Annotated in this window: 11 protein-coding genes; 4 read left to right on the top strand and 7 right to left on the bottom strand. The window is 62.8% G+C overall.

Translation table 11 applies throughout. The annotated features are described in order from the left end of the window. The first annotated feature begins 15 nt into the window (after positions 1–15). Together IEY07_RS03575 and IEY07_RS03570 are read left to right on the top strand one after the other, a co-directional pair. On the top strand, positions 16–789 hold the full coding sequence (locus IEY07_RS03575) for a class I SAM-dependent methyltransferase (protein WP_188893752.1): 774 nt from the start codon (positions 16–18) through the stop codon (positions 787–789). A gap of 120 nt (positions 790–909) precedes the next feature. Further along, positions 910–1890 (top strand): glycosyltransferase family 2 protein, encoded by a 981-nt coding sequence (locus tag IEY07_RS03570; protein ID WP_188893751.1) that lies wholly within the window; start codon positions 910–912, stop codon positions 1888–1890. Here IEY07_RS03570 and IEY07_RS03565 read toward each other — a convergent pair. Continuing rightward, a complete protein-coding gene (locus tag IEY07_RS03565) occupies positions 1881–2474 on the bottom strand; it encodes a hypothetical protein (protein WP_188893750.1) in 594 nt (197 codons plus the stop codon). The two genes, IEY07_RS03570 and IEY07_RS03565, sit on opposite strands and share 10 nt — an antisense overlap. Positions 2475–2704: 230 nt before the next feature. Continuing rightward, complete coding sequence (locus IEY07_RS03560; RefSeq protein WP_188893749.1) at positions 2705–3526, bottom strand: CDP-glycerol glycerophosphotransferase family protein; 822 nt, start codon at positions 3524–3526, stop codon at positions 2705–2707. A 740-nt stretch (positions 3527–4266) separates the two neighbouring features. Between IEY07_RS03560 and IEY07_RS03555 the strand changes: the two genes are divergently transcribed. Both IEY07_RS03555 and IEY07_RS03550 read left to right on the top strand, forming a co-directional pair. Beyond that, positions 4267–7815 (top strand): bifunctional glycosyltransferase/CDP-glycerol:glycerophosphate glycerophosphotransferase, encoded by a 3549-nt coding sequence (locus IEY07_RS03555; RefSeq protein WP_188893748.1) that lies wholly within the window; start codon positions 4267–4269, stop codon positions 7813–7815. A gap of 61 nt (positions 7816–7876) precedes the next feature. Next, a complete protein-coding gene (locus IEY07_RS03550) occupies positions 7877–9121 on the top strand; it encodes a hypothetical protein (protein WP_188893747.1) in 1245 nt (414 codons plus the stop codon). Between the two features lie 21 nt (positions 9122–9142). On the opposite strand, the gene IEY07_RS03545 is transcribed toward IEY07_RS03550, so the two are convergent. The 5 genes from IEY07_RS03545 to IEY07_RS03525 all read right to left on the bottom strand — a co-directional run bounded on the left by IEY07_RS03545 (position 9143) and on the right by IEY07_RS03525 (position 16219). Then, entirely contained in the window at positions 9143–10459 is a 1317-nt protein-coding gene (locus tag IEY07_RS03545; protein WP_229669655.1) for a LicD family protein, read from the bottom strand. A gap of 382 nt (positions 10460–10841) precedes the next feature. Further along, a complete protein-coding gene (locus tag IEY07_RS03540; RefSeq protein WP_229669654.1) occupies positions 10842–12224 on the bottom strand; it encodes a galactose-binding domain-containing protein in 1383 nt (460 codons plus the stop codon). A 191-nt stretch (positions 12225–12415) separates the two neighbouring features. Further along, positions 12416–13288: a class I SAM-dependent methyltransferase gene (locus tag IEY07_RS03535; protein WP_188893744.1), complete on the bottom strand. Its 873-nt coding sequence runs from the start codon at positions 13286–13288 to the stop codon at positions 12416–12418. Between the two features lie 95 nt (positions 13289–13383). After that, positions 13384–14013, bottom strand: a complete 630-nt coding sequence (locus tag IEY07_RS03530; protein ID WP_188893743.1) for a class I SAM-dependent methyltransferase — start codon at positions 14011–14013, stop codon at positions 13384–13386. 196 nt (positions 14014–14209) lie between these two features. Continuing rightward, entirely contained in the window at positions 14210–16219 is a 2010-nt protein-coding gene (locus tag IEY07_RS03525; RefSeq protein WP_188893742.1) for a vWA domain-containing protein, read from the bottom strand.

The raw sequence follows: 16219 nt of genomic DNA, 5'->3' as shown, positions 1-16219 counted from the left end.
GGAGAGAGATCGACCATGTACTTCTATTACTACGACTTCCTCTCCCGGGTGCACGAGCGGCTGCGGCCGCGCACTTACCTGGAGATCGGTATCCGTAACGGCGGCAGCCTTGCCTGCTCCCGTTGCGCTTCGGTGGCGATCGATCCCGCATATTCGATCACCGCTGAGTTGAATGCGCCCGTGTCGCTTTTTCGGACGACCAGCGACGAATATTTCTCCCGGCCCGATCCGCTAACACCGACCGGGGGGCAGCCCTTCGACCTGACTTTCATCGACGGCCTGCATCTCTTCGAATTCGCGCTCCGCGATTTCATCAACGCTGAGAGACATTCCAGCAACCGCGGCGTGATCATCTTCGACGACATGCTGCCTCGGTCAGTGGACGAGGCGGCCCGGGTCCGGCACACCAACGGATGGACCGGCGATGTCTATTCGATGCTCGGCGTGTTCGCGAAGTACCGGCCCGAGTTGTCGGTGATCACGGTCGACACCCGGCCCACCGGCTTGTTGATGATCACCGGCCTGGACCCGGCGAACACCGTGCTTCGTGATCATTACGACCAGATCCTGCAAGAGTTCCGGCATGCCGATCCGCAGCGGGTGCCTGAGCGCCTGCTGGACCGGCTCGGTGTCGCCGCTCCACATCGGGTCCTCGACTCCGGCCTGCTGGAGCTGATCGCCGGGACAGACCCGACCACCCATCCAGACGAGTTGCGCCCGCAGATCTCGGGGCTCGTTGAGTCGAGGCTTGGACAAGCTTTCGCACCGGCGGCAGTGTCCCGCGGTTAGGCTTCTCGCGACCTTCTGCAGGCTATATCGTGTGAGCGTCGTCCCGCCGGGCCGATACGAACGCAGCGTGTCAAACTGATGAGCTTGGCGAACGGGGCCTGGTCCATGGTGTTCAAGCGAATGCCTGTGCTCACGAAGGCCCCGTTGGTCTCGTTGATCGTTCCCGTCTACAACGCACTCCCCTACCTGCCGGATCTCCTGGACTCGATCGACAACCAAGGCCTGACCGACCGTGAATTCCAAGTTGTGCTGATCGACGATGGGTCAACCGACGGGTCGTCGGGGGTGCTGGATCGCTTCCGCCGAGATCGCCGCAACGTTCAGGTCCTGACCCAGCCGAATTCAGGCTGGCCCGGGATGCCGAGAAATCGTGGCCTGGATGTCGCAACCGGACGTTGGGTCTTCTTCGCCGACGTCGACGACTATCTCGTGCCGCGTGGACTGGCCGAACTCGTACGATTCGGCGACCAACAGGCTGCCGAGATCGTGATTCCACGGGTGCTGCGCTGCGGCACGCGATCGGGTCGGCGGAAGTTCGTCTCCACGCAGCCATCGATTACCAAACGGCAGGCATTTCGTACCTTCACCCCGCACAAACTGATCGACCGGCAGCTCATCGAGGCCAACGATCTGCGCTTTCCCGAAGGTGAGATCCGCTTGGAGGACGGCATTCTGCTGTCCCGCTGCTACCTCCTGGCCGACAAGATCTCGGTCCTCGCCGACCAGGACTATTACTTCTTCCGGGGACGCGAGGACGGGCAGAACATCTCGTCCCGCCGGATCGTGCCCGAGGCGTACGTAGCGTCTTTGGAGAAGATTGCCGCCAATGTGCACGAATTGAGCCGTGGGCCCGCGATGACGCGAGCGCTCATCGCCGAAATCATCCGCAGAAAGGTGCTGCGGTTCTACCTCCCAACTCGGTTCCCGCAATACGACTCCGGCCGACAGGCCGAGTGGTTGAATGCTCACGGCGCATTCTTGACGAAGCATGCCGACAGCGCCGTCCGCGCGAGGCTCTCGGAGCCGCGTCAGCGATTGCTCGACTGCATCATCGCCGGCGACGTCGCAGCAGTTCGCACGGAGATCCAGCTTCAGGCCTGACCGCCCTTGAGCAGGACGATTCCTTGCTCGGCGAGGCGGGCGTCGCGCTCAGTCACCAAACGATCTCGCTCATCACGGATCTGCAGCAATTCTTCAACGACCGCATCGACATCGACACCGGCCTCCGCGACATCGGCGGCTCGCAGCCTGGCCCCGAGGCCACTCAACGGTCCAGCTGGAGGGACCGGCCGACCGACGATCCGCACCGTCGTCGAGACGTCGTAGGCCATCATCCGAGCGGCGAGCCACGCCTTCGATTCGTCGTCGGGAGCAAGGACATAGTCGTATAAACGCAGCCGATTGTTCAACCAGTTCTGCCGCCCCGGCCCTGGCGCGCCGAGGAACACGTGCAGGATGTCGTGAAAGCCCGCCTCGCGCAGATTCAACTTCGACTGGTTGACGTAGAGCATCACCTTGGTCTGAAGTTGCTGGGCGACATATTCCGCCTCACTGGCGACGCGCCCGAAATAACATGGCAATGCCGTCTCCGCCGAAACTGCACGGTATGCCAGCACGTCGCCGACGAGAATCGCCACCGGAGCCCATCGACTCAGCCGGTGCAGCATCGGCAGCCAGGCGGTCAACTCGTCGACGCCGCTGGGTGATCCCGGGAAGTTGATCAGGAAGTGGGTGTGGTTGGCCGGGTCAGCAGCCCGTGCCCGGCTGTCGGGAAGGACGAGATGCTGATGACGGAGATTGACTGAGAGCCGATGGTAACGACGGGCGTACTCGAGCGCCCGACGAAGCCGTATGGGGGCGACGGTTGGGCGCTCTGCGCGGGAACGCAGAGTGACATCGGGCTGGTGAGCGACCATCAGACGGCTACCGGCCCGATCGCCGCAAGCTCGTCCGCGACATCGTGGTCCTGGAAGACCCAACCATCCCGTTCCTCGATCATCCGCTCTATGGCGTTTATAAATCGCGTCATCGATGCTCCCGGTGTGGTGTCGCCGTAATAGTAAGCGCACCACCGGCGCATTCGTCCGATTTGCTCGGGATCGGACAGTGCCCGGTCGGCCATCTCAGGTATGCGATGCGCTTCGTCGGCAGTGACCAATCGCAGATCGCCAATGAAGCTGCCCTGGTCCACAACTGCCGACGGCTCGATCGGCTGTGTGACGATGAGAGGCTTGGCCGTAGTCAGCCAGTCGTAGGCAACCGCGGAGATGTCGGTAATCATGACGTCCGCAGCCTTCAACTGCCACCCGAACGGCGTGTCGTCCACCAAGTGCCCCGCGGATGGATCGGAGGCCGTGGCGACATCAATGAGCTCGCGGATTCGGAGGTCCGCTGCCCGGTGCTGCGGCAAAAGGATCCCAGTCCTCGGATGTGGTCGATAGATGACCCGGAAGCGTCGATCAGCAAGCAGCGAGCTGACCATGGTCAGTCCGTGGCTGGCCACGGAGCCGTACCTCATCGATGTCCGACCACCCTCCCAGGTCGGTGCGTAGAGCACCGTTTTCCGGGATTCATCGAACGTGTACGGCGCCTGGAATTCAATGTCGATCTGCGGTCGACCGATCTCGATAGTCCGAGCCTCGACATCATAGCCGAAGAGTCGACGACTCAACCGATCCTTTGCCGCCTGGCCGGCAACCAGGTCATAGTTGAATACTTTCATCCAGTTGGAGCTCATGTAGATCTTGTCAGATTCACCATGACAGATGAAGGCGTGCTGAACGGTGTTGAGACCAAGAATTCCGAAATTGGTGTAATTCTGATTGGGATACAGAATGACCTTCGGTTGATGGTCGGTGCGGACCTTCTCGAGATCCGGCAGGCCGCCGCGGGTCAGGAGAACCGGCAGCGAGGTCTCCCGGCGGATGATCTCGGCAGTCTCGGGCTCGTAGCACAGGATCGCGACCGATCGCTGTCGCGACAGCTGCTCGAGCGGTCCGTACCACTGGCGGACCTGGTAGAGGTTGACCGGCAGGTCCGGGAAGTGCAGCAGCACGTCGAAGTGGCGACCGGAATGCAACTGATACTCGGGCAGCTTGTGCAGACGCGAGTGTTCACGACGCCGTCGCCACCACTGACCAACCCGGCGGGCAGGCTCGACTACCGCGGCAGTACCAAGTCCTCGCCCCGGTCTCGTCTCCATCAAGCACCACCCCAAGCCTCGGACACCGTAACAGTCTCGTCAGCTAGATTTTGCCTACTGTTTGTATCAGATGCCTCGAGTGGTCGTCTAATGCCCGGCTAACGATAGGATCCCCGCGTCGGTTCGCCCACCCCGAAAGCTGGGCGATTGGTGGTGCACTGTCACCTGTCCGAGCGCGAGGAGCGTCCGCGAAATTGCGACCTGAGACTGCTAAGAAGGTAGCCCGGGGGATGTGGCGTCGAGCCCATCCCGCACTGCGAGCGACGACGAAACGCGTGCGTTCATATCGTCAGGACAGCAAACAACTGGATCTCGTCAGCATCATCATCCCCATCTACAACGTCGAGGAGTACGTCGGCGAGTGCCTGACGTCGATCGTCGGCCAGAGCTACCGCAAGCTCGAGATCATCGTGGTCGACGACGGATCAACGGACGGTTCGGCGCGCATCGCTCGGGGCTATGCGCGGTGGGACCCTCGCATCCGCATCATCAGGCAGGCCAATCGCGGTCTCGGAGGTGCTCGGAACGCCGGCATCGCTATCGCACGCGGCCGCTACCTGTGCTTTGCGGACTCCGACGACATCCTGCCTCCGAACTCGATCGAACTCATGGTCAGATCGCTACAGCGGAGCGGATCCGACTTCGCGGTCGGCGCGCCCTGGCGAATCGCGAACGGCCGGAAGTGGCTTCCCGGCTGGGCCAAGGAAGTGCACGCGGAGGACCGCTTCGGCATCCGACTCGACGACTTCCCCGACATCCTCAAAGACGTCTTCGCCTGGAACAAGCTCTTCGACGCCGAGTTCTTCCGTGGTGCGGTGAGTGGTTTCCCTGAAGGAATCCGGTACGAGGACCAGGAGCCGACGGCGAAAGCCTATGTCAGCGGCAGGTTCGACGTGCTGAGCGCCCCGGTCTACTACTGGCGGGATCGTGAGGACGGCACCTCAATAACCCAGCAGAAGGCCGATCCACGCGACCTTCACGATCGGCTCCTGGTCAAGCACCGGGTGTCCGAGGTCATTTCGGCGGGCGCGAGCCACGAATCGCATGACGCCTGGCTTGCCAAGGCCCTGGGATTCGACCTTCGGCCCTACTTCGAAGAGGTGCCTCGGACAGATCGGGAGTACTTCGATCAGTTGAGGGCGGGCGCCATCGCGCTGGCCGAACGAGCGACCGAACACACCTGGGAGCGCGTGCCGATCATCGACCGGATCCCGTCGCTGGCAGTGCTCGCCAACCGGCCCGATGATGTGACGGCGGCGGTGACTCTTCGCGCTGAGTACGGGTGGTTCTTTCCGACGGAGGTTCGAGACGGCAAGACCGTCGTACAGCGCTCGTATCTTGGTCAGATCGGCCTGTATCTGACCGATGGGCAACTGCGAGTCGGCGATGTCGACCTCCGGGTCGTCGCCAAAGTCACCTCCCTGTGGTGGTCCGGAACACGTCTGCGGATCGAGGGCCATGGATACATCACCAATGTGCCTTTCGATCCAGACAACTCACGCATCGAGCTGGATCTGGTGTCAGCGGACCGGAGACGGATTCCGCTCGTCGTCGATGCACGCCCGGACCCGATCCTGGCAACCGAGACCAATGACGCATGGAACGACCACAGTCTGGCCGGATTCTCCGTGACGATCGATCCGAGCGAGCTGCCGCTCGAGGCCCGAGATCCATGGCACCTCGAGCTGACTGTGACGACGCAAGGACTCAGCCGGTCGACCATCGTCAGAGAGTTCGACCCTCGCGGCATTGCCGGCACAAAACCTGTTGCCCCCGAGGTTGCCGCCGTGCGGTGGATGGCGACCTTCGAGGAAGCGAATCGGCTCACGTTGCGGCGCTCGATCAACCCAGGCTCGCCGGCAGTCTCTATCGCCGCTGACGGCGCGGGGCTGTCGATCGAAGTCGACGACGCGGACGCTACCCATCTGACGCTGACCTGCAAATCGCTTCGCAAGACGCTGGAGGTGTCGGGCCGCCGCCAGACGACAACACCTGGCCGTATTGTCTTCCGAGTCGTCCTGCCCGAAGTGACAGGCACGACTGCTCAGGGCACCGAGCACGTCTGGTCTCTGGAGCTGCGGGCGGGTGCCGGAACGACACGGAGAATCGTCTACCCGGGCGGGATCGACGACTTGCATGAGGCAGTGCCAGAGCACTGGCGTGTCCGGCCATCGCTCACCCGAGCCGGAACCTTGCGGCTGATCCAGAATCGCTGGTGGGCTGTGGCAGACGGTGTCAAGATCGAAGATGAGTCGATAACCGTCACCGGCCGGATCTGCGCCCCTGGCGCCAAAGCGCTTTGGGGGCGGCTGGTTGGCGGGAATGACGTTATCGATGCCGATGAGGTTCACTTCCACGCGTCCAGGGAGAGGTTCACGGTTCGGTTTCCACTCAGCGAAGGTGGTCGAGCGCCAAGCACCCGGTATGGGTTCAGCGCCCGGTTGTCAGTGGTACTCGACGGTCGGCATCAGGAGCGGTGGCTGAAGGTCAGCAACGACTTGCAGCACAGTTTCCCGATGAATGCGATGGCAACGCTCCGCGGGGTGACATTCACCCGGACTCGAAGCGCGGGAGCCCTCTGGGTGCGGTTCCGTCCGCCCTACCTGCTCGATGAGCGTGGCCGGTTCGCTCAACGCCAGTTGCACGAGCATTTCCAACGCCTCACCTCGGCTGGTGGTGGCCTGACAGTACGACCCCGGAACACCGTGCTCCTGGAGAGCTTCAACGGCCGCTACGTCAGCGACTCGGTGTTGGCGATCTACCATGAGCTCCGCGAGCGCTATCCCGCGTTGGAGTATCTCTGGTCGGTCGCTGACCTGGAGACCGCGATCCCCGACGGATCATCCCCGGTGCTGATTCATTCGCGGGCCTACATGGATGCGTTGCACAACGCTCGCTATCTGATCAACAACAACAACTTCCCGTTCTACTACCGCAAGCGACCGGACCAGACCTACCTCCAGACCTGGCACGGCACGCCGTTGAAGCGGATCGGCAACGACGTTCCCGGCGCGAATCTCTCTCTGTCCTACCGGCAACTGATGAAGCGCGAGGCAGGCTACTGGGACGTCCTGCTTGCGCAGAACGACTTCGCCGCAAAGGTGTTACCGGCCGCGTTCGGTTACGAAGGCCGCGTGCTGAATGTCGGGTACCCCCGCAACGACCTGCTGGTCGGAGACGACACGGAGACACATCGCGAGCGGGCGCGAAAGGCACTCGGCATTGCGGAGGGCCAGGTCGCCCTGCTGTATGCACCGACCTGGCGGGACAACGTGTCGGTCTCGAGCGGCTACGCGATGGTGTCCTATCTCGACACGCGCTCGGCCAGGATCGCGCTCGGGGAGGGTTCAGTGATTCTGTTGCGGGGGCATGCGAACACCGCCCACGACAGAGCCGCTGAGGAATCCGGAGTCATCAATGTCACCGACCATCCCGATGTCAATGACCTCATCCTGGCCTCGGATGTGCTGGTCACCGACTATTCCTCGATCATGTTCGACTACTGCGTGACCGGCAAGCCGATCGTGCTGCTGACACCCGATCTCGATCGATACCGCGACGTCACGAGAGGCTTCTATCTCGATCTGCCCGACATCGCGCCGGGGCCGATCTGCCGGGACACTCCGGCTCTGAACAAGGCGTTGGCCGACCTCGATAAGATGCGCGCCCGCTATGCCAGGCAGTACGCACAATTCGTCACGGAATTCGCTCCACACGACGATGGCGAGGCTGCGCAGCGCGTCGTGGATGCCGTCTTCCCGACAGAGGGCAGCGCAGATCACGCAGATGTCCAGCGGAGAGGGGCAGCGCCGAGCCATGGTTGATCAGATAGAGAAGCGATGTCTGCTGCTGCCGCCCCGGACTCGACTGCTTCACATCGGACCGATGAAGACGGGAACGACGTCGCTGCAACTGGCCGCTCGAGCGAGGCGTGAGGTCCTGCTTGCCAACGGCGTGCGGTATCCGGGGACGGAGGTCAATCAGCGCCGGCAGCTCGGTGCACTGATCGGGTGGAGCGTCAATACGTGGGCGAGGGCGAAGCCTCTGGAGCCCGATCGCCTCGACATCGACGCTAAAGGGGTACCGCCCCGTGGAGATTGGGATCGCGTCAAAGCCGAGATCGAGGCCGATCCTGACCGGCGCATCTTCCTGACCCATGAGTTCGTGAGTCAGGTTGATGACTCGACGGCTCGGAAGGTCGTCGAGGCTGTCGGGGAGCCGATCCACGTGTGCATCACCCTGCGGTCCCCCGGTGAGATCGTCCCGTCGCTGTGGGCACAAAGTGTCAGGGACGATGCACAGACCGAACCATTCGTGGACTGGCTCGCAAGGTTCTTCGGAAAGGATCCTGTCCATCCCATCTCCGCCCGCTTCCAGCGCGCCTACGACCAAGGCCAACTCGTCAACCGCTGGGCACGGCTCGTCGGGCCAGACAACGTCACCGTCATCGTCGTCGACAAGTCCGATCCTAGGCTGCTGACGGGAACCTTCGAGGCGATGCTGGGACTGCCCGACGGCGTCCTAGAATGGCGGCCCAGCAACGCCTCGCTGGCTGCGATCGACGCCGAGCTCTTCCGCCACGTCAATGCGATCCTGCGCGACCGGGGCGCGGGATGGTCAACCTTCCACTCGCTCGTCCGCTACGGCGCGATCAAGCTCGGCCCTGAGCGACGTCAGCTGTCGCCGGGCGAGCCTCGAGTCGTCCTGCCTTCTTGGGCGGGCGAGATCGCGCGCCGGGACGGCACGCAATTTGCCGACGCCATCCGGCACTCGGGAGTGCGGATAGTGGGAGACGTAGACACCATCGGGGCTGACTTCCGAACCGCGGATTGGCCGACTATGTCCGCGGTTCCTATCGATGTCGCCGCCGAAGCAGTCGCGGGTGGGATTCTTGCCGGGCAGAAGGCACGCACCGACCTTTCGAAGGAGGTCGCCGACCGCGCTGCCGAGATCAATCGGCTTCGTGCGGATCTGGACCGAGTCACCGCAGAGCGGGACCGAGTGACAGCAGATCTGGCGGCGCTTCGATCAAGCTCCACGCGAGAGCGCGCCCGGGAGCTCGCTCAGGAACTCCGCCGCACCGTCCTGCGACGGCTGAGGAAGCGCCAACGCGCTTCGCTCCACCGGTGACGATCAGCAGCTCTCAATGATTCAGTCCTGCAGCTTCCATGGCCAGTCGTAGAAGGGATCGGGCGTCGACCAACCGGCACCGTAGCGCTCCTCGAGAAAAGCTTCTGGATCGGCCGGCACAAGCACATCCCGCCCAAGAAAGGTGAACGGCTTCGGCGGCAGCACGATCCGGGTCGGGATCGGACGCAGCCGCATTTCCTCCATGTGCAAGCTTGCGCTCGAACCATCCACTAGCAATGGGAAAACATCCACGTGAAGCCGGGTGCCTGGGTCGGTGAGGTGAAAATTCGTGTACGAGTTCGGCCGCGACACTCGCCACCCCCGTGCGCGAAGCTGATCGGCCAGCGGAGCCAGCGCCTTCTCCACGTCATCTCGCGTCGCTGCCGGAATCGGGATCAACATATCGACATCATCGTCATGCGCCAGGAAGTCACCCTCGCGCACCGCCCCCAACAGCGTGCCATAGGCAAGCATGGCAGGATATCCGCACTCGGCCAGAACGTTGCCGGCCCGCTCGATCAGATCGAGAAACTCACCTGATCGGCGCCGGAGCGCGCTGACCTCGCTGAATCCGTGGCGCGTAAGCAGAACCGGTTCGCACCGAAGTACGGTCGCCGCTCGGTTCACCTCCGTCTCGAGGCGAGACAACTTGTCACGCGTATCGAGCACTCGGTGGAACGACACGACAGAGGTCTTGCTGGAGGGAACGCGGAGACGCTCACACGCAAGCAAATGACCGAGCAGAGCCCACTCGTCATCGGTGAGGTTCTTCTGCCCCGCCATCGGTCGTCGCGGGAGCAGAGACGCCAGGAGACGCTGCTCCTCCCGGCTCTTGGCGAGCCGAGCTCGTGATGCCAGTCCTGCAAGCGAGCCGAGCACCTCCCGCCGCGCTTGGTCCGCGCTGCCCTTCGTCGCCAGTATCTCGACGGGGAGATCGAGTCCAGTCAACCGCCGGAGCAGAGCAAGAGTCGAGTCGATGATCAGATCGGAATCGACCGACACAAGGTCCTGAAGCTCGCCGCCCGGTTCAGAGAAAGCGACGGCGAGATGGTCGGCCCGAACGCCCCATCCATCGAGCCGGTTGTACAGCCGCACCTCATCGATGTCGATCGGCGGATCGAAGGCCATCGCCCACCACGGCGACGACTCACGTTCGGTCCGGATGCCCCCGAACGCGAGCGGGCTGCGCTGCACGCCGTGTGATCGCCCGCCGGAGCTCTGCGATATACGCGTCCTGCCTTCATCGACCCGGACCAGTCGTCTCTCCCGGAGCAACTCAAGCCCACGCAGATCCAACTGCTCTGCCGTACCGGGGAGCGAAAGGCGGATTTCTGCCACCGGAGAAGGCACGCTCACGCATAGGTGATTGGCGGCGATCCCACCAAAGTAGCCCAACGAAGGAAGGAGCGTCGCAGTCCCCTTCTGACTGCGGAGCGGGCCAGTTTGGCCGATCGGCTCAACGGTGATCCGACCCGCGCGCCGACCCATCAGACGCCGTAGGAACGGTGACACGTCTCTTCCCGGTGGTCGATGGCTATTGGTCTGTGGCCGCACGGAATCTGCCCCGGAGACGACGTTCCTCGTCGTGTCATCGATCGCCTCCCTCGTCCCGCCAACGCGCGACGAGCATACAAGACCATGGCAGCGCACGAAGCACCCGCCCTACTGACTCCTCCACCTTTCGCTGATTCCATAGAGGACACGACCACGAATGATGTGTTCACTTGGCGATGTCTGCGTACTCCGACCGTACCCATTGATGGCGGAAGTTCGAGTCCGGAATAGACCAGGTAGAACCGTACACCTGTTCAAGGTACTGTTCGGGCTCGCGTGGCACGACACACTCCGTACCAAGAAACTGCATAGACTTGGCCGGAAACATCATTTCACGCGTCAGAGAACCACGCTTACCTGGATACCAGGAGATGGCTTGACCCTCAAAAAGACCCACGAAGACATCTACCTTATGGCTACTTCCCGACTTAGTCACCCATTGGTGGGCCGTGAGATTTCCGGTCACCGAATAGCCCTTCGGGATTAAGCATTGGCGTACGAGCGCAATTCCATCGGCAAGCGAACTTGCCTGATCCTGAGTAAATCCGATCAGAATATCAAGGTCGTCGTCGTGCGGTATCAGCGTATGATCTCGAACAACGGCAAGCACAGACCCGAAGCCGAGACACACACAGTCATTCAGGTCCCTGAGTGCCTCGACCACCCCCATTGCAAAGCTGACATATTGTTCCTGTTCAACCCGTGGCCAAAATCTGAATGACCTGCGAATTCCGTGACTAGTCCACTCAAGTTCACGCTCTGCCAGGATATTGCTATTAACAAGCGCCCGAAAGTGGGCGGCCTGATCCGCCGACATATCGAGTAGATCCGAGTCTCGCGCAACACCTGTGTAGTCGCGAAGATAGAGCGCTGTCAGAATTCTGACTAGATCACCGCCGAGTCTGTTCGTCTGCGGCTTGCTGGCAAGGATGCCTGCCGGAGCGCCGCGGTGAAGATCAGGTCGTATCCAAGCGGGCAATCGGCCGATGACGGGGTCGAGCCTCGCTGTGAGACCGCCGTAAGCGCGATTCATCGCCGCGGCGAATTCACGCTCGCGGCGGATCCCGTCATAAACTGTCGTCCAACGACCGTGATCATTTTGCACTAACACTTGCAGGCCACGAGCTCGAACGCTCGTGCCGTCGTCTCTGTTACGGATGAAGATGCGCGAGATTTCCACAGGGTCTGTGAAGCTTATCTGCATCCACGGCTGCCACTCTTTTCGGGTATGCATAGCCGTCTCCCGGTTCCCCGGGTCGAATAGGATGCCCGAGGCGAGTGTCTTGTCGTAGTCCTTCCAGCTGCTGCTCGTGGTTCGACTGGTGGCCGCGACAAGGTCCGTCACACCGTCGGCATCGATAAGGACCGTCGCAAGGTGCAGCGATTCGGTGGACGGCAGTTCGATCCGCACTGCGGTCGCCGCGGGAATGCGCATCTTGAGCTCCAACTCGCCACCCGGGTTGAGGAACCGCAGATCCGGGAACTTCGCGACCACCCGCCGCCCCAGCGCGAGCGAGTCCGAGACAGTTTGCTCCTCGATGAGGGGCATCCGAACCGCCTCGCTAATTGCCACCATGGCGCAAACCCCTATCAATCGATGTTGCCCTACGATGGCGCCGACTGCCGCCATGAACGACGGGAGAACCGGCATGCATTCCGGCTGCGCCATGTTGAGCTGCCAAGAACACGCGCACAGACGCCCGCAGATGCAAATGAGTCAAGCTGGATCTCGCTGACAACTCACGACCGAGAAGAAGCGATCTTCTCGGCTACCCATGAGCGGCTTACGCGCGACAAGTCGGCGAGATCACTCTGCAGTCTTTGCAGGCTAGACCTCACTGACGGCTCATCGGGTACGCCATCGATCTGGGCGGCTCGGCGCTGGCGCCAACGCATCTCCTCGCCAGGCCCCATCCGAACGAACTCAATCATCATTTGCTTGGCGGGATGGCCCCAATCCCCGATGTAGTTCATCTTCCACGGCGCGTAAGAAGCCGCCCACTCGAGATCGCCCCGGTAGTACCAGAACGCATTCTTCTCCGTGAAGAACGGGCGGTTGCCTCCTTGATTGAAGACCTTACCCAGGGACGTATCATCGGGACGCTCAAAGAACGTCGCGTAGAAATGCCCGCCAGGCTTCACAACTTGAGCTGTCCTGTGCAAGCACAGACGGATGTGGTTAAGCGAAATATGAGTGAAGACTGATTGCGCCAGCGCGTAATCGAACTTCGTCGCCCCGAACTTACTCCAGAAACGATCGGTGATCCGAAAGTTGTCTTCTGGAGCCTTATCACGCTGCTCATCCGATAGCTCACGATCGTAGCCCGTTTGGATCAGGGTCGGGTTGGCCTCGATACCGAAATAGTGACCCGGCTCGAGGTAGTCGATGAAGTGCCTGCCCGCCCGGAACGCGCCGCAGCCGATGTCAAGCAGTCGGTGCTCGGGCTTCAGACCTCGGGACTGCAAGTAATGCAATTGAGTTTTGCCGTGCGTGTCCCACGATCCGCCAACGAACTTACGGTGCTCGCCGTTGGCTACGTCTTGTTCGCTGAACTCCTGGCCGGAGTAGTCAGGCTGAACTCCTGCCACTTCGGTGCTGCGCCCGATCGCCATCCGCTACCGACCTCCTTGTTTGTGAATCTGATCTGTGTACGGCGCCGATCGGCTGGGCGGCCGTCGCGCCCGCATTACCTACGCCGCACCTCGCCTCACACCCGCTCGAGCAGGTTTCGCGCAACATAGGCGTCGTCCTGCCTGTACTTGGCGAAGCCGTACCCCTCGACTGCATAGGTCACTCGGAAACCATGCTGGATCGCCGAGTACTGGAATTCCGCCGGGCTCATGAAGCGCCTGTAATGTTCCGCCGTCTCCTTGACGCCGCTGGAGTCCCTGATCGTCCGGTACTCCACTGCCATCAGGTCGCCCGGTTTGGTCAGCTCGCCAGCGCACTCGAGAAACGCCTGCTCTTCAGCGCCCGTGATCGCGTGTAGGAAAAATCGCGCGTACACCAAGGTCTTGTCGCCGGCCTCGGAAACCAGATCCGCCAACTCCGCGGCGTCAATCGCCGAGGTGATGAATTCGACCTTCTCCCCGTGGGCATCCGCGACCGCCTTGCCGCGTTCGGTTGCCGCCGACGAGCCGTCGATCGCAGTCACTTCATGACCATGCGAGGCGAAGAACAGCGCATCGCGTCCGTTGCCGCATCCGAACTCGACGACCCTGTACGGCCCCTGCAGTTCGCCTGCAACGAAAGCCGCGAACTGCGACGGTACCGGCCGGGCGAGGCCAGAACCCTTGGCGTAGTAGCGCTCCCAATAGGCGCTCTTCGTCTCGCTCATCAACAGCCTCTCCACAGATACGTAGGTTGTCACGCATCCTAACCAGGAGTTACTGCCAACTGAACGATCTGCCAACAATCAGGCGCTGTGTCGATCCGCCAAAGCGCCTCCGGTCAGGCGAACCGTTCTGACTCGGGTCCCGCCGCATCAGGCGCCACTGCACCGCGTGGGCCTGACCGAGGATCTCCGGCATCACTCAGCGGCGTCCTCGGTTGCGCGTCCTCAGGTAGTCCGCCACCACGTACTCCCCCAGCCGGCCGATGTCGGGAGTGAAGACCCGGCCGCCGCAACGCCGAGCGATGGCGTCCACGAATCGTGCCAGACCGGGATCCTCGCCGAGCATGAAGGTGTTCAGCGTCGCTCCGTAGCGGGCCAGTTCATCGACCTGGGCGACGGTCGCCCGTACTGCTTCCGGCGTCGTCGGCCAGTGGAAGACCGGCTCGCCGGTCTCGGTCAGATGCGCGGTCGGCTCGCCGTCGGTGACCACCATCACCACCGGTTCGGCATCCGGATACCGACGTAGGTGCCGGGACGCCAGCATCAGCGCGTGCTGCAGATTCGTCCCCTGCACCCATTCCGGCTCGGATTCGGCCAACTCGACCGCGGACATCCGACGGCCGAGCAGGTTGAAGCCGATGATCTGCAGCGCGTCCTGCCGGAACCGGGTCTCCACCAGGTGCGACAGCGCCAGCGCGGTCTGTTTCATCGGCCCCCAGCGGCCGTCGGCGAACATGGAGAACGACAGGTCGACACACAGTGCCACCGCGGCGGTCGTCCGGCGTTCGGTCTCGGTGACCTCGAAATCGTCGACCTCCAGCAACCGCCCGGACCGCAGTGCCCCGGCCGAGGCCCGGCGGCGCAGCGCGTTGCCGACAGTACGAGGCACGTCGATCGGCAGTTCGTCGCCGAAGGTCCATTGCCGCGACAACCCGGTCTGCTCGTCGGCCGAACCGGTCCGTCGATCCGCGTGGTCACCGGTTCCGTGCGCCTCCATCTCCGCAAACACCCGACGCAGCGCCGTCTCCCCCAGACGCCGTACGGCCTTGGGCGTCAGCCGCAAACCGTCGTCGTCGCGGCGCAGATAGCCCTGCCGTTCCAGTTCGCGTTCAAGATCACGGAGCTGGCTGAAATCCCTGGCTGCCTGTTGGCCCAGATGCCGTTCGAGCGCGTCGATGTCGACGTCGTCCAGAGTTGCGCCCGGGTGCCGTTGCCCTAGCTGCGCCTCGAGTGCCTCCAGATCGGCAAGATCAGCAACCGCGGAGACGGCATCGCCGTACCCGAGCCCTTCACCCTCGCCTTCGTTGGGCATCCCGGTCGGCGACCGTCGATCAAGCCCCGGCCGCAGCGCGCGCAGGTTGTCCTGCAACTGCGCCATCTCGGCAGCAAGATCAGCATCGCGCAACGCGTCGTTGATCAACTCGCTGAGCTGCTGACGCTGTTCACGGCTGAGCGAGTTGAGCATCCGCTCCGCCGCGGCCTGCTGCCGGGCGAGCGAGTCGATCAGCTCCTCGACATTCTGCGGATCGTCGGGGAAGAACTCTCCGTGCTTGTCCATGAAGTCGGAGAATTGCTGATCGGTGTCCTCATTGCGGGCATGGGCGTCCAGCAACTGGTTGAGATCGGCCATCATGTCCTTGACCCGCTGCATCGCCTCCGGGTCCGGATTGCTCAGCGCCTGCTGCAGTCCCTGGAACTGCGACTCGAGCACCTGCTGGCGCAGCATCTGTTTGATCGACTCGTAGGTCTGACGTGCCTCCGGCGACTTCCAGTTGTACGGCTCCAGCGCCCGTACGGCTCCAGCCACGTCATCGGGAACCGTGTCCAGCTCCATCTCGGCGAATCGCGCGTCGGTGCTGTCGTCACCGGCCAGCGTTTCCTTCTCCGCAGCCATCGCCTGATCCAGCGCGGCCCGGATCTGATCGAGCGTGCCGCCGAGGTTGCCCCGCCTGCGGGCCTGTTCGCGCATCCGCCGGATCCTGTCGGCGAGCCGGTCGAGTCCGCCACGGCCGTCAGCGCCGCGCCGCAGCAGATCCCGCAGCGCATCGCCGATGTTGCCCGAGTTGAGCACGTCCTGGCCGAGCTCGTCCATCGCCGACCGGACATCGAAGGGCGCGGCCAGCGGATCGGGCCCGCCACGCCACGGGCCGTAACGGATCCGTCCGTGCCGGTCCCGGTGGAATCCCAGGTTGTCCTGACGATCGTTCAT

It is taken from the genome of Microlunatus endophyticus, assembly GCF_014646195.1.
Classification (GTDB): Bacteria; Actinomycetota; Actinomycetes; order Propionibacteriales; family Propionibacteriaceae; genus Microlunatus; species Microlunatus endophyticus.
The sequence above is the reverse complement of the archived record's forward strand: the minus strand, read 5'-3'. Positions and strand labels throughout refer to the sequence as shown.

Bases quoted from the DNA above. Each gene is read 5' to 3' on its own strand.
- IEY07_RS03575 (WP_188893752.1), top strand. From the start codon at position 16: ATGTACTTCTATTACTACGACTTCCTCTCCCGGGTGCACGAGCGGCTG.
- IEY07_RS03525 (WP_188893742.1), bottom strand. From the start codon at position 16,219: ATGAACGATCGTCAGGACAACCTGGGATTCCACCGGGACCGGCACGGA.
- IEY07_RS03535 (WP_188893744.1), bottom strand. From the start codon at position 13,288: ATGGCGATCGGGCGCAGCACCGAAGTGGCAGGAGTTCAGCCTGACTAC.
- IEY07_RS03550 (WP_188893747.1), top strand. From the start codon at position 7,877: ATGAAGACGGGAACGACGTCGCTGCAACTGGCCGCTCGAGCGAGGCGT.
- IEY07_RS03560 (WP_188893749.1), bottom strand. From the start codon at position 3,526: ATGAGCTCCAACTGGATGAAAGTATTCAACTATGACCTGGTTGCCGGC.
- IEY07_RS03540 (WP_229669654.1), bottom strand. From the start codon at position 12,224: ATGCCCCTCATCGAGGAGCAAACTGTCTCGGACTCGCTCGCGCTGGGG.
- IEY07_RS03570 (WP_188893751.1), top strand. From the start codon at position 910: ATGCCTGTGCTCACGAAGGCCCCGTTGGTCTCGTTGATCGTTCCCGTC.
- IEY07_RS03530 (WP_188893743.1), bottom strand. From the start codon at position 14,013: ATGAGCGAGACGAAGAGCGCCTATTGGGAGCGCTACTACGCCAAGGGT.